This window comes from Aerococcus sp. UMB1112A, assembly GCF_030230715.1.
GTDB lineage: Bacteria > Bacillota > Bacilli > Lactobacillales > Aerococcaceae > Aerococcus.
Map to the genome: position 1 here is coordinate 33244 of NZ_JASPDS010000009.1, position 22431 is coordinate 55674.

Below are 22431 nucleotides of genomic sequence, written 5' to 3' on the forward strand. Positions count from 1 at the left end.
CTTCTCTATTAGCGCGGTACTCGAATATCCCCATCATAGGAGATAATAATTGGTCCTTCTGTCACATGAATTCGTCCTTCTTTGGCTTCATAGTGCCCCTCCCCTAAGAGATTAGCATATTTACCTTCAGGAATCCCTAGTTCAACTTCAATCTCATCGTTCGTATCCCCTCTCAACTTAAAGAGGCCAAAAACGTGCTGGTTATAAAAGTGATAGCTCACCAAGAGCCAGTCATCACTCGCTGCCTGGTGGAAACAGTAGCCCGACTTGAAGACTTCCCGCTTCTTCAATTGCATGAGCTGGCGGATCATCGCTGTCAGATCATAGGGCTTATCCCAAGTAATAGCTTTCTTTTCGTGGATCGGGATCCGCTCTTTGGTCCCGTACTCTTGACCCATCATCAGCTGGGCGATGCCCTTACGGAAGAAGGAAAAGGCTGTCCAGTTCCTTAACTCGCAATAATTCTTCACTTTGGCTGCGATACGTTGGCCCGCCTCTAATTCAAGTCCTCGGTTTAAGACACTGGTTGACGCAGTAACTAGAGTGCGCATATTCAACAGGAAGGCAACATTGGCTAAGTCCATCAAGCCGTCATAGTAACGTTCCAGAAGGCCAGCATGAGGGCGGATGTCTAGGACATCGAAGTTGCTGTACATCTCTCCTTCTGTTTCAAAGTCGATATTCTGCAGGCGCAGGTCAAGGAGTTCCGAGACCGACATCTGGCCGCCTAACCAGTAGAAATAAGGGTGGACATCCCCTACTTCTGCCCGAGCTGAAGAGAAGAATTCGGAGCGAATCAATTGGGCATGAGGAATATAGAAACCATCCACATAATGGGCCCAATACTTCATTCGCTCAATCAAAGCATCCCACATCTTAGGATTGGAGAAGTTCAAGTCATAAACAGGGGCTGCTTCTGGAAGCCGGCTGTACAGGTTCCCATCCAGTCCCTGCAAGAAAAAGTCAGGGCGTTCTTGAACCAAGGGAGCATCCATAGCCAGAGCCACAATCTCCATGGTCAAAAGCAGTTTCATACCCTTGTGTCGGACAGCTTGGACCAAATCCTCAAAGTCGGCCATGCTGCCATACTCTGTCCCGATTTCATCAAAACTTTGGACGAAGAGGCTATCTCCCTCTCCTTCCGTTTCTTGCTGGCTTGGAAAAATGCTCGACAGTAAAATTAAATCGACGCCTAAGTCCTTCAAACGGTCCAAATCAGCTTCTAAAGCTTTAAAGCTAGCTTCTGGGCTGTAATTCCTTAAATAGACTTGGTAAATGAGTTGGTGTCTCAACGTCAAGTTCGTTACCTTCGCCATACCGTCCTCCTATCTCAGTAGCAGCCGCTTAAACAGCTCGTATTCATTCTATTTTATATTTTAGCATATTTTTGCCTTAAGTTAAGTGCGAGACCCAGTCCCTTAAGTGCGCCGCGACCTTCTCCTGGCCCCGCCCCTTGAGGTGGATCCCATCCGGCATAAAATCTTCCGGTGTCAACCATCGATTGAGATCTACAAAGGTCAAGTGCCTGGAGGAGGCCAGCTCTCGAACAGCCTGGACCAAATCGAGCAGGCGCGGCTTAGTTCGAACAGCGACAGGGGCTAAAAGCAAGATAGGAAGATCCCAACCAAGCTGTGCCCGTAATAAAGTGACCAGGCGGCCATACTGGTCCTGCCAAGATAATACAAAATTGTTCCATTCGCCGTCCGAAGTCCCCAGCTGGCGCCCCAGGTCATTGATCCCAAGCCAAAGAATGACTCCCGCCAAATTCTGGCAGCCTGCCAGTGTCTCCAACAGATAAAAGTTCACATCAACCAAACGAGCCCCATTGTAGCCACCATTTAAAAAACGATAACTTGCCTGGTCTTTAGCCAGTGCACCTACAAAACCGTGGCCCAGGCTAGTCAAATCATCGGGATTGCGGCCACAAGCGACCAAACTATCCCCCAAAGATAAGATTTCTTTCATTGTAACCCTCCTAATAACGAACATTAATAAGTTTTATAAATTTAAATATTCGTAATTACCTTTATTTTTTCTCCTTTGTCCGCTATAATTAAGGACGTTCATTAGTAAATTCGTAATAAGGAGAATCATTGTGACTAATAAAATTGCAGAATTCTTTCAACTAGAAGCCAACCACACGAACTTGTCAACCGAGATCATGGCAGGTATTTCCACCTTCTTCGCCATGAGCTATATTATTTTCGTGAACCCGGCTATCCTGTCACAAACGGGGATGCCCTACCAAGGGGTTTTTCTGGCAACCCTTTTTGCTTCCGGTATCGCTACCCTCTTCATCGGCCTCTACGCCAATGTGCCCTACGCCCTAGCCCCCGGTATGGGACTGAATGCCTTCTTCACCTTCACCGTGGTCATGGGCCTGGGCTTCACCTGGCAGGAAGCTCTAGCTATGGTCTTCATCTGTGGCTTGGTTAATATTGCCATCACCGTGACCAATATCCGTCGGGTGATTATTAGCGCCATCCCGGAATCTATCCAACATGCCATTTCTGGAGGGATTGGGGTCTTCATCGCTTATATCGGAGTGAAGTCAGCCAACCTGATCCACTTCCAAGCCGATGCGGCTGCCATCACGCAGATTAACGGCGCTCCTTATGATGCTGGCCAGCAAGTCTATGAGGCTGGGGTCCAAGCGGTCTCAAGCAATGGGTCAACCTTACCACAAATTGCAACTTTTACCGAGCCCTCAACCCTCCTAGCTCTCTTCGGCCTGGTACTGACCGTTATCTTGATGGCTAAGAATATCCAAGGGGCTATCCTAATCGGGATTGTGGCGACCACTGCCCTCCAACTGATTATTGACCCTTCGCTCCTCCAGCAGGTAGACTTTGCCCAAGCGGGTTTGGCCAACTCTTTTAAGGAACTCGGCATCACTTTTGGAGCTGCTTTTGGTTCAGAAGGGCTCCTCTCCCTCTTCTCTGACCCCAGCCGCCTGCCCTTGGTCCTAGTGACCATCTTCGCCTTCAGCCTATCCGATATTTTCGATACCATTGGGACCTTTATCGGCACCGGGCGGGCTACAGGCATCTTCTCCAAAGAAGATATCGATAACCTGGACACCCGGTCCAATACAAAATTGGACAAGGCCCTCTTCGGTGACGTAGTAGGGACTTCCATGGGAGCCATCTTCGGGACCTCTAACACCACCGTCTTCGCAGAAAGTTCGGTCGGCATCGCAGCAGGTGGGCGGACCGGCTTAACCAGCCTAGCCACCGGTATCTGCTTCTTCCTCTGCATCTTCATCGCCCCCTTTATCGGCCTAGTGCCAGCTTCCGCTACGGCCCCTGCCCTGATCCTGGTCGGCGTCCTCATGATGTCATCCTTCCGTGAAGTCGAGTGGGGCGACTTCTCCATCGCCGTCCCAGCCTTCTTCGCCTCCATCTTCATGGGCTACTCCTATTCCATCTCAAACGGGATTGCAGCCGGCTTTATCTTCTACTGCCTGACCATGACCGTAACCAAACGCGCTAAAGAAGTCCACCCCGTCATCTGGGGCGCCAGCCTCCTCTTTATCCTTAACTATATCATCATGGCTTATTTATAATAAGGGTGTAAGAGGATGCGGGAGAAAGGGACCTCTGGAGTAAAAGGGATAAGAACGGCTGTAGCCGGTCGTTCCCTTTTGCGAAGAGGAGCCCTTTCTGCATCCTCGAACCCGACTACACAGGGTGTGAGCAGTTGCGCCCAGACTTGAATGACTGGAGCCCAAACGGAAAAGAGCGGCTTCAGCCGATCGTTCCGATTGGGTGAAGTCACTTCAAGTCTGCAACTGCGAACCCAACTAGTAAAGGGTGTGAGGGAGCGCGGGTAGAAGTGGACCTCTGGAGCAAAAGACTTCGCAGGGATTTTGTGAAGAGGAGCCAGTTCTGCGCGACCGAACCCGACTATAAAGGGTGTGAGGGCTGGCGATTAGCTTTCGTTCACTGGAGCAAGTCACCAGAGCAGTCTAAAGGACTGCGGCGGAGACTTGTGAAGTGACACGAAAGCTGCCAGACCGAACCCGACTACACAGGGTGTGAGACTTGGCGGTTTGACTTGGATGATTAGAGCAAGTCAGAATAAGAGCGAAGCATTCGCTCGTTCCTTACTTGTGAAATCACTCCAAGTTTGCCAAGTCGAACCCGACTAATAAGGGTGAGAGACTTGGCAGTTAAACCACCCCATCCTAGCTAATAAAGTACCCAAACAAATAAGCGCCTCCTCGATCGGTTGAAGCCAATCGAGGAAGGCGCTTTGTTTTATTTTTGCTCGAGCAAACGGTCAGCTAGGAAAAGGTAGAGGCCTAGGCAGGTCAGGGCAGCTAGGACGCGTGTAAGGAAGTCTGGCAGGCCCAGCTTCTGGCAGAGGACATAGAGGATGCCCGCCAGGATCAGGGCCAGAGCCAGTATGCCCATACGTTTGATATTAATCATCTTGGTCCCTCCTTAAGTCTGACTGTCGGCTTGGTCATAGTCAATAAATTCGTCGATCTGCCACTGGCTAACAATCCAACTGGCAACAAGTACCGCAAGGATATCCAGGCCAATCCGGATCAAAATCCCCACCGCATCCAGGTCATAACTCAAGACCAAGAAGAGATGGTAGCTAATCACTAGGGGACTAAAGAAGTTAAAGCTAAACTGGAAGGTCTTGCCCTTCTTGTCCTGCTTACTGAGATACCTCTGTAGGAAACAAAAGACGAGCCCCAGCGCAAAACCCATCAAAGAGGCCCATAGGATGGAGAAGGCCATCAGGTTGCGGGGCAATTGGTAGAGGTCGAAGGCGAGATTACCCAGGGTTCGAAAGACCGCAAAACTCGCCGTAAAGACTGCGATCCCCCGCCAATACAGGAAGGCCTTACGCTGGTAATGGTAGCGCTCGGTGGCCAAGTAGCGACGAATTAACTGATACTGGACCAAGAAAATAATAAAGCCCTTCAAGAGATTAATAGTCAGGCTGGCCAGATCCAAATGAGGCAGGGGCTCCGCTGTATACAAGAGCCAGAGCAAGAGCTCGCAAGCCACATAGACCACCGTTTTATAGAAGGCATTCCCTGGCAGGCGGAGGTCGATTAAATCATAGGCCTTGGTCATTAAGGTGAAGGCCAGTCCCATAATCAAGACAAAGTAAAGCCAATAGGGCCAACCGGTCGCAAAAGGTGCCGGCCGTCCAAAGATCAAGGCCAAAGCTGAATCCGGAAAGAGTAGCTCCAGTAGCAAGGCGACCAGAGCCATCAAGCCCCCAATGCCTAAACTATAATAATTTCGTTTCATGCTTTAGTCTCCCTCCAAGTCTGTCCGGATGCCCTTAAGTAACGAAGCGAGATAGGCTTCAAGGACAAGGACATGGTTCTCCTCTTCATTCTTACTAGCATAGAGGAGGGTCACCCGGTGGTCGCGCGCACGGCGGGCCAGGTCCGAGCAGGTTTCCTGGATCTCTTCATTCCCCTCTAACTCCTCTTCATAGGCCTGGCTAAAGTCCTCAAAGTCCAGGTCAGCCCGGTGGAAGGCCTGGCGCAGGTCCTTGGAAGGGGCGATTTCCTTGGGCCAAGCATCTAGCTGGGCATCTTCTTTCTTAACGCCACGCGGCCAGAGCCGATCGACCAAGACCCGGTAACCATCCGACTCTTCCACAGCTTCATAGATTCGTTTTCTTCTAAACATGAGACACCTTCTTATTTATGATAAGATAGTTCTAAAGAGGCTGGCACGAAAATCTGACCTCTTTTTAAATAACACACTTTTTGCAAAAAGCTGTTCCAAAAGTCAGGCCTAAGCGACTTTTGTCACAGTCTCACATGCTTAATGTTAAAGGAAAGGTCCCTATTATGCAAAGTAAAAAGCAACGCGCCCAAGCAAAAATCCAAGCCTGGCAGGGACGACTCACTTGTCCCCTCTGCCATGAAGCCCTGAACCCAGACCTCCAGTGTTCCAATCGCCACCAGTTCAACCTCGCTAAGCAGGGCTATATCAACCTAGCCCCCAACCACCAAGAGAAGCACTATACCGCTGACCTCTTCCAAGCCCGCCAAGTCGTTATGGGCGAAAACCAGCTCTACGGGCAAGCCCTCAGTCAGGCCTATCAAAGTATCGCTGCCCAACTGCCCCAAAGCCCTATCTTCCTAGCCGACCTGGGAACAGGCGAAGGCAGCCATCTGCTAGACTTCTTGACCCAGTTCGGAGACAAGGAAGTCCACGGTCTGGGTCTGGACCTGGCCAAGGCTGGCATCCAAAGCGCAGCCAAGCAATCCAGCCAGGCACTCTGGGCTGTGGCTGACCTGGCCCAGATTCCGCTCGCCGACAAGACTTTGGACCTAGCCCTGACCATCCTCTCCCCTTCTAACTACCAAGAAGTAAAACGGGTCTTAAAGGCCGGCGCCCCCTTTATCAAGATCATCCCGGGGCCAAGCTATCTCATCGAACTCCGCCGCTTGGTTCTCGACCAAGAAGACGTTGCCCAAGATCCCAGCCAGAGCCGCCAACGTTTCCAAGACAGCTTCCCAGAGATGGAGAGCTTCCACTACCATGACCAAGTCGCCATGACACCTGATCTCATGGCTGAGCTCATCCAGATGACCCCGCTCATGTGGCACGCCTCAGACCAAGAGCGGCAGGCAGCCCTTGAGCTCACAGAAATGACTATTGATTTAGAGATTTTGATTGGCTACAAAGCCTAGCTAGTCCCGATTTTTCCTAAGATAAAAACAGAAAGGAGCCCTCAGATGTCACATCGTATCCTGCCTTCATTTGACCCCAGTCAAGGCCTGGAATTCGGTCTCTACAGCCTAGGTGAACATATGCCCAACCCCTTCACCGGCCAGCAGACCAGCGTCCAGGAACGGATCAAAGAAATTATCGAGATGGCGGTCCTAGCTGAAGAAGCTGGTTTGGACTGCTTTATGTTGGGCGAGTCCCACCAGGATTATTTCATCTCCCAGGCCCACTTCGTTATTCTCAGCGCTATTGCGGCTAAAACGCAAAAGATAAAACTTGGATCAGCCGCCAGCATCTTATCAACGGCAGATCCTGTCCGTGTCTTTGAAGAAGCAGCGACGATCGACTTAATTTCCGATGGTCGGATGGAAATCGTTGGCGGTCGGGCATCACGCCTGGGAATTTTTGACCTTTTTGGCTACGATTTCGCCGATTACGAGGACCTCTTCGATGAAAAATTCGACCTCCTACTAGCAATCAACGAAAATAACCCCATCACTTGGCAAGGTCGTTTCCGCCCTGAATTGAAGGAACAAAAGATCATCCCTCGCCCCCAAAATCCTAACCAGGGCCTTCCCATCTGGCAAGCTGTCGGTGGGAGTTTAGGATCTGCTGAACGCGCTGGACAACGCGGCGTCCCCCTTCAACTAGCTCACCTGGCGGGCACTATCGATTCCTATGAAATTCATATCGACGTCTACCGCCGCCAAGCTAAGGAAGCGGGCTACCGAGCAGAAAACCTGCCCGTCTCAACCGGCGGCTTCTTCTTCCCCCGCGAAGATATGAAGGAAGCCTACCGCCTCTACTACCCCTGCGTCGACCAGGGGCTGCGCCTAGCCAACGGACGCGGCATCTCCAAACGCCTCTTCGCCCAAGGCCAAGACCAACGCAGCGTCATCAACGTCGGCGAACCCAACTTCATCATCGATAAAATCCTAGCCCAACACGAAGCCTACCAAAACCAACGCTACATTGCCCAAATCGACAACGGCGGCATGCCCTTCGACGAAATCAAAAAAACCATTGCCCTCATCGGCGAAAAAATCCTCCCCAAAATCAAACAGTATACCAGGGCGTGAGACTTAGCGCTTAAACTTGGATGATTGGAACAAATAAGAAAAAGAGCGAAGCATTCGCTCGTTTCTTATTTGTGAAATCACTCCAAGTTTGCCAAGTCGAACCCGACTACAGGGTGTGAGCAGTTGCGCTCAGACTGGAATGACTGGAGCCCAAACGGAAAAGAGCGGCTTTAGCCGATCGTTCCGATTGGGTGAAGTCACTTCAAGTCTGCAACTGCGAACCCGACTATACCAGGGTGCGAGGGAGCGCGGTTAGAAGTGGACCTCTGGAGCAAAGCAACAGAGAAGACTGAAAGTCTTCGGCGGCGCTTTGTGAAGAGGAACCACTTCTGCGCGACCGAACCCGACTAGGGTGTGAGGACGCTTGCAGTTTTCCAATTTGCACTGAGCAGCTCTATATGCAAATAGCAGCATTCTTTGGCACTCGATGGCTCTGTATACAGATAGCCGAATTCTATTTGCCCTCACCTGCTCTATATACAAATAACAAGTCTCTATTTACACCCGGAAGCCCTGTGTACAAATAAGAGCGCTCTATTAGCGCTCAAGTACTTTGCATGCAAATAGAATCGGCAACAGTCCCACAAGGCAAAATATTTTAAGGCTCAGTATTTTTTCTATCGCCATTCTTTGTTATGATTAAACTATAGAAAGCACTTACAAATAGAAAAGGAGATGGCCTCATGATTAGCACAACCACTGCCCAAATTGAAGGCAAAAACATCCAAGCCTACCACGGCATTGTCTTTGGTGAAGTGATTACTGGGATTAACATGTTTAGAGATATCGGTGCCGGCTTACGCAATATCTTCGGCGGTCGGTCACAAGGCTACGAGGAGGAGCTCAATCAAGCCCGCGAAGAAGCCCTCAACGAAATGAAGGGGCGGGCCGAGGAATTAGGTGCCAATGCTGTTGTTGGCGTTAAGATGGACTATGAGGTTCTTGGCGCAGATAACGGCATGCTCATGGTAACCTGTAGCGGGACCGCTGTTTCTATTGATTAGGCCAGAGAGTGTGACAAAAGTCGTTCAGGCCTGACTTTTGGAACAAATTTTTGAAAAAAGTTCGTTTTTTTTAAAGAGGTTGGAACTTTTGTCCCAGCCTCTTTTGTTTTTTACCATATCTGGTTAGTGAGTATTCGCTCTTATTCTGACTTGCTCCAGTGAAAGGAAGCTAACCGCGCGCCCTCACACCCTTATAGTCGGGTTCGAGCGCACAGAAGTGGCTCCTTTTCACAAAATATCGGCGAAGTCTTTCAGCCTTCTTCGATATTTTGCTCCAAAGGTCCACTTCTACCCGCGCGCCCTCACACCCTTATAGTCGGGTTCGGTCGCGCAGCTTTCTTGTCACTTCACAAGTCTCCGCCGCAGTCTTGCAGACTGCTCTGGTGACTTGCTCCAGTGAAAGGAAGCTAACCGCGCGCCCTCACACCCTCCGTTTTTAATTTTTTCTTAACCTTCTCTTGAATAAGGGATTTTTATGCGGTATAATTTCAAAAGTTTGGCCAGTTTTAGGCTGGCTCTTGATCAATGATTGGATATTGACTTATGGAGGGATGAAGTCATGGAAATGAACACCAAACAGTTACGCATGAATTTTGATATTGAGGACACCCCGCCCTTTGCGGAGGGTTTACTGCTCAGCTTCCAGCACGTCTTCGCCATGTTTGGAGCAACGATTCTGGTGCCGCTCATCTTGGGTTTGCCAGTCTCAGTGGCCCTCTTCTGTAGTGGTTTAGGCACCTTGATTTACCACTTCGCAACCAAGCACCAAGTTCCTGTCTACTTGGGATCGTCTTTCGCCTTTATCGGGGCCATGTCCTATGCCATTAAACAATTGGGGGGCGATATATCAGCCGCCCAGACCGGGGTTATCCTGACGGGTGTGATCTATGTATTAGTCGCCCTCCTTGTCAAAGCTCTGGGCACCGGCTGGATCGACCGGCTCCTGCCACCTATCGTGATTGGGCCAATGATTATCGTGATTGGTCTAAGCCTGTCTTCTTCCGCCGTCAGCAATGCGGGTTTTACTGCAGATGGGACCTGGCAGCAGATGTTGGTCGCTGTCGTAACTTTCCTAATCTGTGCCTTCGTTAACGTCTACGGACGTGGCTTTATCCGGGTCATTCCTTTTCTAATTGGCCTGATTGGCGGTTACATTACTGCTGCTTGCCTGGGCCTCGTGGATTTCACTCCTGTCCATGAAGCGGCCTGGTTCCAATTCCCCGAATTCCAACTCCCCTTCCAGACCCCCTTCTTCGACAGCTACCGCTTCTACTTCGGTCCCGAAGCCATCGCCATCCTGCCTGTCGCCCTGGTTACCATCTCTGAGCATATCGGCGACCACACTGTCCTCAGCGAAATTTGCGGCAGCGAATTCTTGAAAAAACCTGGCCTCCATCGTACGCTGATCGGGGATGGGGTGGCAACGGCCGTCTCTGCTTTTCTAGGTGGGCCTGCTAACACCACTTACGGGGAAAATACAGGCGTTATCGGCCTGACCCGGGTATCTTCTGTCAGCGTCATCCGCAATGCGGCTATCATTGCCATTATCCTGAGCTGCCTGGGCAAGTTTACTGCCCTCATCTCAACCATCCCAGCCTCCGTACTAGGTGGGATGTCCATCCTCCTCTATGGGGTCATCGCCAGCAACGGCTTGAAGGTCCTCATCGAAGCCCGGGTGAACTTCAACCAAGTCCGCAACTTAGTTATTGCTAGTGCCATGCTCGTCCTAGGTCTGGGCGGCGCTATCCTCCAAGTCGGCGTCTTCTCCCTGTCTGGGACCGCCCTAGCCGCCATCGTCGGTGTCTGCCTCAACCTAGCCCTGCCTGAATTCAAGGACCTCAAGATTAATTCGGACCGGTAAAAAAATACATAAAATAAGAGAAGCTACAAAACCAAGACTGGAATTGTAGCTTCTCTTTTATTTACTTCTAAACCAAGTCGCATGAGTGAGCATCCGTTCCGTTTTGGATGTGATCGTTAAATTTTAAGGGATCGAGAACGGCTAATGCCGTCTCGTACTTTATCCGTACGTCGCTTTGCTCCTACAGCTAAAGCAGCACCGGCTCGAGCCAAGGTCTCTCGCCTAGCGAGCTTCAAACGGCTAGTAACGGCTTACGCCGACTATCCGTAATTCACATCTAGTCGGGTTCAGGCTAGCAGAAATAGCTCCTCTTCACAAAGAGCCGTCGAAGACTTTTAGTCTTCTCTGTCTCTTTGCTCCAGAGGTCTATTTCTCCCGCTATCCTTTACACCCTGGCCTTGCTTTTTCATGGCTAACGATCTCATCCAAAACTCCACTACTGCTCAAAATTAACCAGCTATTAATACCGACAACCTAAATTAAAAACACTGTTTAAACGACTTCATCTTATAATTCAAAAATCTAATTTTATTCAACTAAATAGCAATTAAGCTAAATTTTATCACCAAATACTATCAATGACCCCATCACGCTTCATTTTGATTAAACAAAACAGATAGGTCGCTAGACCCAGTAAATACATGAAATTTTCAAAGGACCAGACTACTTCACTTAATGATTGCCCCAAAGCGAAATCCAAGAGGCGTCCTAGGAAGTAAATCATACACACTAGAATAAAAACATAGCCATTCATGATTTTTTCGATCCGCTTCATTACCGATCTCCCTCGCTTTCACTTTCAAACTAACAAAAAGACAAAGTGAGATCAAATCATCACACCCCATATAAGGCAATGGCCGTGATAGGGATCAGGATGGCCCAAGCTGTGGTTAAGAGAAGAAGGATACAGAAAATAGTCAGAAAGTAGCTTAGGGTAAACCGCCTTTCCTCGTTTTGAAGCAAGTTTTTCACCATCTGCCAGACAAAGACCAGTTGGGGGATAAAGACAATTAGATAGCTAGTCCCCGCGACATAGAGGTCTTCTAAAGTCCGGGAGTAGCTTTTAAGAAATTGAGAAAGGACACAGCAGAAGAAAGCAAGCGGCAAGACATAGACTTCCAGGATGATCAGTCCAAGCATACTAACTAAAAAAATCAGATAAATTTTTAGACAGCATTTATTTGCTTGGGCATCCAGGAAAGCCTTCCCAAAAGATAAACGGAGCCCGGTAAGATTTATCAGTAGCTGAATCCCCCATAAAAGGGCTAAGATCACTAGGATTCTCACTATACTCCCCCCACTCTTTTTCTTTTATTATATCCCCTTCCCCTCCTCTAAAGGAGCCGAAATTAGTCTTTCATTAAAAATATAGCCATCAAATTCAAACAGATCTTAGCCCATAACCCATTGTAGTAACAGTTATTTCTCTTTATCTATAAACGTTTCTTTTAAAGCAAAAAACAAAAAGATTACACCTATAAATTTTAAAATTGTTTCATTCCCAGGATTTTTATCGCCTGATATGATAAAAAATATTGCCATGAGAAAATTAATAAGCGCATTCATAGCTTCTCCACCTTTTATATTATTGGTTTTTTATGCTTAAGCAAAGCCTAATATATATATATATATCAAGTATGTTGAGAATAATTTACATTATTTTTACTTTTTTGATTTTCGTTGAGATAGATTTAATTCTTTTGAAATATTTGCCTCTTATTTCTTATCATATTTAATACACACAATGAAATTATTATCTGTTTTAATATAATTCAAGCACCCGTATGGTCATCACAGCCGACTCCCCTCTAAACTCCGACGAAGAACTTCCATCGCCTGGGGCAGGTCAGCTAGGGGAACGCCGCCCAGGCCGAGGAGATAGTCTGCCCAGGGCCAGTTTTTCTGCCGGCAATAGCTAGCAACACTGTCGATCTTCAACCCCTCTGTTTGCCAGGTCTGGGTCAGCTGGTTCAGATTATAGCAGTCAGGGTCTAGGCGAAAGACCAGGTAGAGGCCAGTATCCGCCTGGGTGAAAGATAGCCCCGGCAGCTCTTGGAGGGCGTCGATGATCAGCCCCTGCTTCTTCCGGTAATAGGTATTCATCCGGTTGACATGTTTGGTGAAGGCTCCTTCCGCCATCCACTGGCTGAGGGTCAACTGGCTAGCAATCGAGGGGGTCAAGCCGAGATCTGCACAAGTTGCGTAAGTGTCCAAGAGAGCGTCTGGCAGGACCATATAGGCTAAGCCCATAAAAGGCCCAATCGACTTGGAGAAGGATCCCGATAAGATGACCCGGTCGTCCCGGTCGATAGCCTTCATGGCAGGAATCCGCCGCCCCGCATACTTAAAGACAGAGTCATAGTCATCCTCAATAATGTAGCGGTCGGGTCGCTCAGACGCCCAGTTCAACAAGCGCTGGCGACGGCGGACCCCCATCACTTGCCCGGTGGGAAACTGGTGGTTGGGAGAGACCACCGCAATATTGGCCGGCGTCTGCTCCAGGTCCTTAACCGAGAAACCATAGCGGTCAATGGGGATCTTCTCCCTCTGCTCAAAATTCGCGTGCAGGCTAGCTAGGTTCAGCGCATAGCCAGGATCTTCCAGGCCATAACAAGCATGGCCGAAGACCTGGTTTAAGGCCAGTAAGTTATGGGAAAAGCCCCGGGTGATCACGATATTTTCAGCCGAAGTGGCCAGGCCCCGGAATTCATAGAGGTAGTGGGCCAGGGCATTGCGGAGGGGCACTTCGCCCAGGGGATTGGCCTGCTGGTAGCGACTAGCCTGGGCCATTCCCAGACTGGCCGCTTGTTGGAGACCGGTCCGAGCCAGGCCTTCTAGGTCAACCGCTGAGGGCGAGAAGTCATAACGCCAAGCAGACGCCTCTTTTGCCTCCGCAAGATACTGGGGATAGACCGCCTCTCTCGGTCCCAGATGATCCAGTTCGATCTTATCCACGAAGAAACCACAGCGTTCTTTAGAAATAATATAACCCTCTTCCAAGAGCTGGAAGTAGGCTGTTTTGACCGTATTCAAGCTAACCCCCAAGTGGTCGGCATAGGCCCGGAAGGAGGGCAGCTGGTCCCCACTCTGATAGTAGCCGTCCGAAATAGCCGCCTTCAAGCGCTCATAAATTTGTTCGTAGAGCTTCTCGCCTGGCTTAAAGTCAATCGATAACATGGTATCTGTACCCCTTTTTTTAATAGCTTTTGTACCTTTAGAAGGTTACAGACTTATTTTATAATAAATGCATTAGAAAAAGGAGGCCCAATCATGACAAAATTCCAAGAAGTTAACGACCAATTACTGGGTGGGGTCATTATGGACGTGATCAACCATGAACAAGCCAAGATTGCTGAAGCAGCAGGTGCCGTAGCAGTCATGGCGCTCGAACGCGTACCCGCCGATATCCGCAAGGCAGGCGGGGTGAGTCGGATGAGCGATCCAGCCATTATCCAAAAGATCCAAGAAGCGGTGAGCATCCCTGTAATGGCTAAGGCGCGGATTGGCCACTTCGTTGAAGCCCAAGTTCTCGAAGCCCTAGAGATCGACTATATCGACGAATCGGAAGTGCTCTCACCCGCCGACAATACCAACCATATCAACAAGCACGACTTCAAGACGCCCTTCGTTTGCGGTTGCCGCAACCTAGGCGAAGCCCTCCGCCGCATTAGCGAGGGAGCCGCTATGATCCGGACCAAGGGGGAAGCCGGGACGGGTGACGTGGTCCAAGCTGTCCAACACCTCCGCACCCTCAACCGAGAAATCGCTAGTGTCCGTGCCCTCCAGGAAGATGAGCTCTATACCAAGGCCAAAGAGCTCCAGGTGCCGATTGAACTCCTACGCTTCGTCCACCAAGAAGGACGCCTGCCTGTCCCCAACTTCTCTGCCGGTGGCGTAGCAACGCCAGCAGACGCTGCCCTCATGCGCCAGCTGGGAGCAGAAGGCGTCTTCGTTGGTAGTGGGATCTTCAAGAGCGGCAACCCTGAAAAACGGGCCCAGGCCATCGTCAAGGCTGTGGCCAATTATGATCAGCCTGAAGTCATCGCTGAAGTCTCCTATGACCTCGGCGAAGCCATGGTCGGCCTCAACGAAGACGAAATTGACGTTCTCATGGCCCTCCGCTAAATATCGAGCTATACCTCATTAAGACAAAAAGCGACCCCCTTGACAGGGTCGCTTTTTCTTATGAAAGTAGATTATTATAAAAAGCAGTGATTGATTAAAACATTTTCATTTAACTATCTCTTTATGAGCAGGAGTGTAGCTTTGAAGTTAGTCCTTAGCCATGAATAAGCAAGCGATGTGAAATACGGATAGTAGGCGTCAGCCATACTAGCCGTTTGAAGCTCGCTAGGCGAGAGACCTTGGCTCGAGCCGGTGCCATGGCTCTTTAAGGACCAAATTCAAAAGCGGAACGAATGCTCACTATGCGACTTAATTCAAATCAATCAAGAGTTCCTGCACCAAGGTATCTCCCAAGAAGCTGGTAAAGTGCTGGATCCCCTGAGACTCACTCAGACGCTGAATATTAACCAAGCCATAGCCCCGGTCTTGGCCCGGACCAGCCTTGGTCGACTGGCCCGTCTTCTGGAGAACCGCCCTCACTTGGTCGGGATCCTGGCAGCGGTTGGCCACACTAATGGAGAGATAGCCTTCCACCGCTTCCACCGCAAAGGTCAGGTCTGCCTGGTCAAAGCCTTCAGACTCCTCAATGGCATTGTCCAGGAGAATACCAACGATCCGAACCAGGCCCGCCACGCCATCCTGGATCTGGGGCAGGTCCTCGGCCACTTCGACATGGACCGGGATATCGTAGGCCAAGGCTAAGCTCAGCTTGGTTTGGACCAGTTCCCGCAAGGCATCATTCGGCAAGTCTACCAAATCAAAGATGGGGTGGTCTTCCGCTAGGTCCAAACTGGTCCCGCTTGCTTTCAGCGCCTGGTAATAGCTCGCCAAGCCCTCCCAATTCCGGGACTCAATATAACCCCCGAAGCCCACTAAGAGGTTCTTCAGGTCATGGCGAAAGCGCCGCATCTCCTTGTATTGTTGGCGGATTAAGCGCCCATACTCCGCATCCAAGCGTTGCTCAGCTTGTTGGCGCTCCGCCTGGCGGATCCTTTCCGTTCCCTGATAGAAGAGAGCCGCCGCAAAAATCAGGAAAATCAATAAGAGCAGGTTGGTCAGGGCCAAATAAATCCAGGTTGCCGAATTAATGTCTGAAACCTTCTGGAAGTCGCGGACAAAAGCAGGAAAATAAATCAGGAAAGCCAGGCCCACCGTCAGGAGCAGGAAAGTAATGTGGCGGCGGATTGACCCCGAGAAATATGTCCGCCAAAGCCAATCTTCCAAGCGACTGAGCCCCCAGATCAAGGGAATCGATCCCAGGAGCCAAAGTATAAAATGTCCCAGTGTGCCGTATGGGAGGCTTTCGTAAACAATATTAAAGTAATAAAAATCCTGGCAAGAAATATTAACAAAGATCAAGGCCGTCATCGCCATCACCTGGGTCAGCTCTCGCCACTGCCAGTAGAGCCAGGCTGCTACTAGGAGGAAGTTAAAGGTCATATAGAAATTTAAGCTCACAATTAGCGGATTCAGAGCTGTTGATAATAAGAGCCCGTACAAGACCAGATAGCTGGTCAGAGACCGCTTCCCCTTAGCCCAGAACTGACAGCTGTAGACCACCAGGGCCTGAAAAACAAAATCATAGAGGGTCAAGTGGCTCATTAGGTAAGCAAACATGGCCCACCTCCTTAGTTCAAACTAGTTAAAAATTTAATAAAATGTTATATTAATATCACTAAGATATTACCATTATAAGGAGAAACCATATGCAAAGACAATTAAAACAAGACATTCTTAAAATTCTTGCCTGCAGCGCCAGCCTCTGCTTCTTCCTTAGCCAAGAGGTCCAAGCTGCTCCCATTGAAACGACTCCAGACGTCCAGGCCAAGGAAAGTCAACCGAAAGCCTCTAGCCCAGCTGAGCCATCAACCGATCGCCCGGTAGAAGCAGAGACCCCAGCTGCCGAAAAGACAGACGAAAGCCCAGCGGCAACTACTAACACAAGTGCCAGCCTGGAAAAGCAAACTGACACTGAGGCTAAGCCTCAAGAGGCGAATCCAAGCACGGAAGCGCCTAAGCCAAGTTCTGTCCAAGACACCCCTAAGGCAAGCGAGGAAAGCAAGGCAAGTGCTCCTCAAGCAAGCAAAGCAGATTCAAAGTCAGCGCCTAAGCCCGCTTCAAAGCACCGTCAAGCCTACAAACCAGTCATCAGCCGGTCTCACTATTCCCCGCTAATCGACCCCTCCTCAACACCAACCGACCAGCTTCCCTTCCCCTTCCAAGCCCTGATCAAAAAAGGCTTGCCCAATGATAAACTCATCAACTACCCTTATGCTTGGACTGATCACAATAATGATAAGCCCGGCACCTTCCCCGCAAACCTAGCCAGCCAACAGCGGCTCGCCAACATCACACCACCCAGCGAGTGGTTGCGCAAAATCGAACTCTCAGCTGACCAAAAACAGCTCCTAGTCAGCTACAGCAACCCCCATTTCCAGCAAGACCACAAGTGGATCATCTCTTACGAAGTCAACGACCAGCCACAAGACCCTGAGCAGGCGTCAAGCCTCATCTTCCACTATAATTTGGACCGCCAGCTGGAGCGGATCGTTGACCACAGCCAAGGCCAGGGCCAGGCTGACCTGCCTCCCTACCAAAAGTTTAGCCAGGAGGGCCTAAGCGGCCAAGAGGCGGAGAAGCAAGTCGTTACTCACTGGGATCTCATGGGCTTACCTAGAGACTCCTGGGACCGCTACTTTAGCTTCCCCGTGCGTTCTCTCTCTAAATCGCCCACAGGCAAGCACCAGATTATCCCCGAAAAGGCCAACTCGGATAACCACTACCGCTTCACCATCCTGGGCCCCCTCCCCAGCGCCAATGACCGCGACCTCCTCTACGGGATCCAAAACTGGACCCCCAATCCCCAGGACTTCGGTAAGTTACGGGTCTGGCGGCGGATCGACAAGGAGACCGTTCAAGAGCCCCTCTCCCCTCGTCCTGGCATCTTAGAAGATGACCGCTACTACTTCATCGTTGAAGACAAGGAGAATCCTTTCTCTGAATTCATCTACCAAGACCTCCCCCATAGTCCTGAAGGGGCCTCAGATGAAGAGCTGCTCAGCTTCAATCCCTACTGGCTGGGGGTCAATTGGAAGCAAATTGAAAATGGCTGGGACCCGATCCTCAACCTCCCTTCTAAACAACTGACCTATCATAGGCTAGATAGCCAAGGCAGACTCACCAGTCAAATTAAATGGTCGAAGTTTGTCATCCCCCAAGAGGGCAAGGACCAAGTCGACCTCATCTACCAATATACGGACCGACCCATGTTGGATACGAAGACTTTCAAAGTCCACTGGCGGGTTTCCAAAGAAGCACTCGATGACCAGCAAACCCGCTACCACTACCAACAGCTCCTCCACTTTACTGACGAGTGGGTCCAAAAGCAAAGCCAGCCCGCATCACAAGCTAATGTGCTAAGCGACCTCGACCTCATCCTGACCAAGGACACGGACGACCCTGCCCACTACTATGCCAAAGAAACCCAGCGGGAAAAGATCGATGATAAGACAGAACTCATCCACCTCACCCACTACCGGTATGGCGATAAGTTGGTCGGTAAGCTCTACCTGCCTCGGGTGACCTTCCGGAAAGAAGCTTGGCGCAAGGAGATCCTCACTGAAGACGATAGTTCCTACCAGGTCAAATTCAGCCTGGTCAACTCAGATCCAGAGAGCAACAGCGAAAGCGTGGAAAAAGTCTTTAGCCTGCCGAAATCCGACCAGGCAAGCGGAGCCCGGCCCTTCTTCACTCAGGCGGAGAAAATTCGTAGCCAGGAGGAAGGCAAAGGCCCTGTCGATATTCCCAATATCTTCAATATCCTGCCAACTTCCAGCACATTTGAAGGGGCCTATGCTTATCCCATTCTTTTTGCGGATAATTTTTACATCTTCAAATCCCCTAGCCAGCCATCCGGCTTCGAAGCTTTCTACTATCAGACTGAGCCTGTCGAAGGGACTTCCGACTATATCCTAACCTTGACCAATATCAGTGGGGCAGCCAACCCCTATAATAGGAGCCAACGGCGCTACCGGGTCCAACAATTCGGCCTCGAAAGCCCTGTTCCATTCATAAGCTATACCATGAAGTTCTATACCGATTTAGACCATCCAGACCGGGTCTACCGCTATATCGGCGATGACTTCGGCCAGGGTGGCCAGGGAACAGGCGGCCGCCAAGTCCTCACCAAGGAAAAACCTTATGAAGGCAACCAGGTCAAGCTGCCTGATCAAGACCACAAGCCGGACCCATCAAAAGAAACATCAGAGGCTGGAGCGAGTCAAGGAATAGAGGACCACGATGACATCACTAAGGACAAGCCTTATGAAGAAAGTCAGGTAACCCTACCTGCTAATAAAGAAGAAACTGCCCGACCAGGCAATGAAGCAGGAGGTCAAGCGAAAGAAGCTGACCAGCCTGAAGCGACAAGTCAAGCCCCTTCTAGCCCAAGCTCCACTTCTCCAACCCAGCCAGTAGAAGAGAAGCCAGCTAGCCAAACTTCGCCAGACATCTCTTGGCTTGAACGACTCAGCCAAAGTCTTAAAGATTGGATCAACCGTCCGAGCCAGCGTATCGTCAGACGGCAGACCCAGCTGGCTAAGCAAGATGACCGGCCTGAAGCAGGCAGCTTAGCCCAGCTCATCCAAAACTTCCAGGATCGCTTCCTCCGTCCAAATCCTAACCAGGAGGCAGATACTGCGCGTAACCTATCGCCAGAAGATCGTCCCCTGCGCACCAGACAGGGCCTCAACTTTAAGGAAGCCATCGCCCAGATCTTCCAAACCCCTGTCCAAGCAGCTGTAGAAGATGATAGGCTTGACCCTAACCGCCCAACTAGCCAAGATCAGAAAGAAGGGGCGAAAGTATCGCCTGCTGAAGCTAGTCAAGACTCCGAAAGCCTCCATTCCAGCAAAGAAAAAGAAGACAAGGAAGACCAGCAAGCGAGCAAGTGGCCATTTGCAGGCCTACTCGCCCTCTTGCTCCTCCCCCTCGCCTATTGGTTGAAGAAACGCCAATAAGCGATCCCTCAGCCTAAGAAAAAACGACCAGCCCAATTTAGTCTAGCAGACTAAGTGGGACGGTCGTTTTTTTGCTTTAACGCGGACACTGGTTGGAATAATTGGCCATGGCTTCCACCAGCTGGTCGTAACGTTCCCTAGAGAAGGGGATGGCACTGCCATCGATAAAGGTCAGCTGGCGCTCCTTGCTGTCTAACTCCTGAATATTCTCAACATTAGCTAGGTAGGACCGGTGGCAGCGAACGAATTGCGGATAGTCCGCTTCGATATTTTTGAGGGAATCATAGAATTCAACGAGAGCATCCGGACCCACGAGGCGGATACGGTGGGCAGGCAGGGTCTCAAAGAAATTAATCGCTGCGCTCCGGATCACCTGGGTTTGAGCCCCCTTGCGGATGACAAAAGGGGGAAAGCTCTGCGCTTGAACCAGGCTCCGCTCATAAGCTGTCTGGATACAGGCAATTATTTTGTCCCGCATCTTGTGCGAATCATCCTTCAAGATATAATCCAAGGCCTCTAGATGATAGGTCATGGTGAAGGGCAGGTATTCTTCATAAGCTGTGACAAAGACCAGCTTGGCCTGGGGCTGGTAGCGACGAAGCTTACGAGCCAAGTCTAGGCCGCTCATTTGCTCACCCAAGCGCACATCAATAAAGTAAAGGCTGTCCTGCCTAGCGCTCGTCTGCCTAGCATAAGCGACTACTTCTGCAGCCTCCGGCGTCGCAAGAGCCAGGCGAATGGGAAGATCTTCTTCCATTACAAGATAGTTCTTCACATAAGTCACCATTGCTTCCAAATGCGCCGGATTATCTTCACAAATAATAATTTCAAACATTCGCAAGCCTCCTAACTTCCCTTAATTATAACATGTTGGCCTCTAAGATTCCCAGTCTCAAGCGTTTAGGAGCGATATTTAACGGTTCAGGAGTGATTGTGAGAAGGAATCGAACTTTGCCTCTTCTTACAACTTTCATTGGACAGCCTCCTTTGAAACTAGAGGCATTCAACTTGCGCTCAGAGCCCTTAGTTCAAAGTTGGAAGGATGTTACTTGCTTTGGAATCCCTCGTTCTCAAGTTGCTCCCCACTTGTTTTTAAAGATTATCATAAAGAAAATCGTCTTAAATAATGAAAAAAGCTAGCCCGGCGCAGTTTTGCCGTGCTAGCCTTTCATTGTTATATTCAATAGTTTTGAGTGGTGTTTAACGTACAAGGAAACGCATTCTGGCTTGCGCCCGAGTTCGATCGGTCTGTCTATCCACACTTGCTGGCTCTGTCTGTGGGTTGAATGGTAACAAGCCACACTCGAACCTTCTGTCTGTGGATTGAACAGCATCAACCCACACTCGGATCTTCTGTTTGTGGATTGAACAGCATCAACCCACATTCGGACCTTCTGTTTGTGGATTGAACAGCATCAACCCACACTCGATAGCTCTGTATGAATGTTAGAGGATTGTTTGAACCTAACCGTGCGTCCTCACGTCCTAGTTGGGTTCGACTTGGCAGACTCGGAGTGATTTCACAAGTCAGAAATGAGCGAATGCTTCGCTCTTATTCTGACTTGCTCCAATCATCCGAGTCTAAGCGCCAAGTCTCACACCCTTTTTTTAATACCAACCGTTGTTGTTCCAGAAGGCTAGGGCGTTGTCCCATGAGCCGTAGCGGTTGGCTACGTATTGGTCAGCGACGCGTTCTTGGTTGGCTGGGGAGTGGTCGCCACCGAGGTAGCTAGCTGATAATTGGTAACGTCCGATGTATTGGCCGTTAGTTGCTGTGTAAGAACCGCCTGATTCGCGTTGGGCGATGATTTCTTTAGCGGATGAAGATGAGCCGGTGTAGTTTGAAGCGGCTGGTGCTGCTTGAGCAGGGGCTTCATAGCTGTAAGCTTGTTGTGAAGGTTGGGCAGCTGGTGCGTTAGCGTATGAACTTGCTTGGGCTTGTGGTTGAGCTGCAACTTGGTCATTGTTTTCAGCTTTTTGGCCTTCAGCTTTGACATTGTGGGCCTTACCGTCTTTGTCCACTTCGAAGGTTAATTTTTGGCCAGGTTCGATGAGGTTAGCGTTTTCGATGTCGTTGAGGTCAGCGATCGCATCAACATCAGCGTTTACGGCTGCTGCGATTACGTTTAGGGTGTCACCCCATTGAACAGTGTATTCTTTAGCATCGCCGTCAACAGCTTTAACGTCTGCTTGAACTTGTTCAACTGTACGAGCTACCCATTCAGCTGCTTGAACGTCTTGACCTTGAACCGCTTGGAAAGCGAAACCTGCGATTGCAACACTTGCTCCGAAAAGTACCTTGTTAAATTTCATTTGAGTAAATTCTCCTTTTTCATCTCTTTTTTATCTATATTCTTTCACTTCAGGCGAAGGCATCAGGGCCTTGCCTCGTCGACAAGAAATATCTTAGCACGGCCCCCAAAACAAAAAAAGCCCTCCGACCGACTTGTTAATCAGCCTTAACGCCTCTGTTAACAAGTCTGGAGCTTTTGAAATTTAGCTGAAAAAATGTAAAAATCCTGTAATAAAAAACCTCTTGAATTGTCTTTTGTTAAAAATTACATACCAAATTATGACAAAAAATCCTAAGAATCCTTAAAAGAAAAGCCAAGTTAGAGGAAATTTCCCATC

At 49.8% G+C, this 22431-nt stretch carries 19 protein-coding genes; 8 read left to right on the forward strand and 11 right to left on the reverse strand.

Going from position 1 to position 22431, the window contains the following annotated elements:
• Window positions 1–8 precede the first annotated feature (8 nt).
• Window positions 9–1316: an alpha-amylase family glycosyl hydrolase gene (locus QP860_RS06400; RefSeq protein ID WP_070617292.1), complete on the reverse strand. Its 1308-nt coding sequence runs from the start codon at window positions 1314–1316 to the stop codon at window positions 9–11.
• A gap of 76 nt (window positions 1317–1392) precedes the next feature.
• On the reverse strand, window positions 1393–1965 hold the full coding sequence (locus QP860_RS06405; protein ID WP_070617290.1) for an SGNH/GDSL hydrolase family protein: 573 nt from the start codon (window positions 1963–1965) through the stop codon (window positions 1393–1395).
• A gap of 142 nt (window positions 1966–2107) precedes the next feature.
• Here QP860_RS06405 and QP860_RS06410 point away from each other — a divergent pair, with 142 nt between their 5' ends.
• A complete protein-coding gene (locus QP860_RS06410; RefSeq protein WP_070617295.1) occupies window positions 2108–3565 on the forward strand; it encodes an NCS2 family permease in 1458 nt (485 codons plus the stop codon).
• A 694-nt stretch (window positions 3566–4259) separates the two neighbouring features.
• Here the strand turns inward: QP860_RS06410 and QP860_RS06415 are convergent.
• Genes QP860_RS06415 through QP860_RS06425 form a run of 3 tightly spaced genes read right to left on the reverse strand, consistent with a single transcriptional unit; the run spans window position 4260 to window position 5663 of the window.
• Complete coding sequence (locus tag QP860_RS06415) at window positions 4260–4433, reverse strand: hypothetical protein (RefSeq protein WP_168162709.1); 174 nt, start codon at window positions 4431–4433, stop codon at window positions 4260–4262.
• Window positions 4434–4445: 12 nt separating this feature from the next.
• The gene (locus QP860_RS06420; RefSeq protein ID WP_070618043.1) at window positions 4446–5273 is read right to left on the reverse strand and encodes a hypothetical protein; all 828 of its coding nucleotides are present in this window, start codon (window positions 5271–5273) and stop codon (window positions 4446–4448) included.
• 3 nt (window positions 5274–5276) lie between these two features.
• A complete protein-coding gene (locus tag QP860_RS06425; RefSeq protein ID WP_070618046.1) occupies window positions 5277–5663 on the reverse strand; it encodes a DUF488 domain-containing protein in 387 nt (128 codons plus the stop codon).
• A 164-nt stretch (window positions 5664–5827) separates the two neighbouring features.
• On the opposite strand from QP860_RS06425, the gene QP860_RS06430 reads away from it, so the two are divergent.
• From QP860_RS06430 to QP860_RS06450, 5 genes are all read left to right on the forward strand, one after another.
• Window positions 5828–6676 carry a putative RNA methyltransferase gene (locus tag QP860_RS06430; protein ID WP_070618050.1) on the forward strand — a complete coding sequence of 283 codons (849 nt, stop codon included), beginning with the start codon at window positions 5828–5830 and terminating at the stop codon, window positions 6674–6676.
• Between the two features lie 45 nt (window positions 6677–6721).
• A complete protein-coding gene (locus QP860_RS06435; RefSeq protein WP_070618053.1) occupies window positions 6722–7792 on the forward strand; it encodes an LLM class flavin-dependent oxidoreductase in 1071 nt (356 codons plus the stop codon).
• Between the two features lie 683 nt (window positions 7793–8475).
• On the forward strand, window positions 8476–8796 hold the full coding sequence (locus QP860_RS06440; protein WP_067973897.1) for a putative heavy metal-binding protein: 321 nt from the start codon (window positions 8476–8478) through the stop codon (window positions 8794–8796).
• A 565-nt stretch (window positions 8797–9361) separates the two neighbouring features.
• Window positions 9362–10657, forward strand: a complete 1296-nt coding sequence (locus tag QP860_RS06445) for a uracil-xanthine permease family protein (RefSeq protein WP_070618151.1) — start codon at window positions 9362–9364, stop codon at window positions 10655–10657.
• Window positions 10658–10801: 144 nt separating this feature from the next.
• Window positions 10802–10927 (forward strand): hypothetical protein, encoded by a 126-nt coding sequence (locus tag QP860_RS06450; protein ID WP_256374734.1) that lies wholly within the window; start codon window positions 10802–10804, stop codon window positions 10925–10927.
• 564 nt (window positions 10928–11491) lie between these two features.
• On the opposite strand, the gene QP860_RS06455 is transcribed toward QP860_RS06450, so the two are convergent.
• The 3 genes from QP860_RS06455 to pdxR form a co-directional block, all read right to left on the reverse strand.
• Window positions 11492–11764, reverse strand: coding sequence for a hypothetical protein (locus tag QP860_RS06455; protein ID WP_143236731.1), 273 nt, complete (start codon window positions 11762–11764; stop codon window positions 11492–11494).
• A 312-nt stretch (window positions 11765–12076) separates the two neighbouring features.
• Complete coding sequence (locus QP860_RS06460; RefSeq protein ID WP_168162710.1) at window positions 12077–12223, reverse strand: hypothetical protein; 147 nt, start codon at window positions 12221–12223, stop codon at window positions 12077–12079.
• A gap of 225 nt (window positions 12224–12448) precedes the next feature.
• Entirely contained in the window at window positions 12449–13834 is a 1386-nt protein-coding gene (gene pdxR, locus QP860_RS06465) for a MocR-like pyridoxine biosynthesis transcription factor PdxR (RefSeq protein ID WP_070618062.1), read from the reverse strand.
• Window positions 13835–13927: 93 nt separating this feature from the next.
• Here pdxR and pdxS point away from each other — a divergent pair, with 93 nt between their 5' ends.
• Window positions 13928–14782, forward strand: a complete 855-nt coding sequence (gene pdxS, locus QP860_RS06470; protein WP_070618065.1) for a pyridoxal 5'-phosphate synthase lyase subunit PdxS — start codon at window positions 13928–13930, stop codon at window positions 14780–14782.
• Window positions 14783–15091: 309 nt separating this feature from the next.
• On the opposite strand, the gene QP860_RS06475 is transcribed toward pdxS, so the two are convergent.
• Window positions 15092–16399: a sensor histidine kinase gene (locus tag QP860_RS06475; RefSeq protein ID WP_070618067.1), complete on the reverse strand. Its 1308-nt coding sequence runs from the start codon at window positions 16397–16399 to the stop codon at window positions 15092–15094.
• Window positions 16400–16488: 89 nt separating this feature from the next.
• Between QP860_RS06475 and QP860_RS06480 the strand changes: the two genes are divergently transcribed.
• Window positions 16489–19800 carry a hypothetical protein gene (locus QP860_RS06480; protein WP_070618070.1) on the forward strand — a complete coding sequence of 1104 codons (3312 nt, stop codon included), beginning with the start codon at window positions 16489–16491 and terminating at the stop codon, window positions 19798–19800.
• A gap of 76 nt (window positions 19801–19876) precedes the next feature.
• Here the strand turns inward: QP860_RS06480 and QP860_RS06485 are convergent, their stop codons facing one another.
• Together QP860_RS06485 and apf are read right to left on the reverse strand one after the other, a co-directional pair.
• Window positions 19877–20635, reverse strand: a complete 759-nt coding sequence (locus QP860_RS06485) for a LytR/AlgR family response regulator transcription factor (protein ID WP_070618072.1) — start codon at window positions 20633–20635, stop codon at window positions 19877–19879.
• A 773-nt stretch (window positions 20636–21408) separates the two neighbouring features.
• A complete protein-coding gene (gene apf / locus QP860_RS06490) occupies window positions 21409–22113 on the reverse strand; it encodes an aggregation-promoting factor (RefSeq protein ID WP_070618075.1) in 705 nt (234 codons plus the stop codon).
• Window positions 22114–22431: the final 318 nt, after the last annotated feature.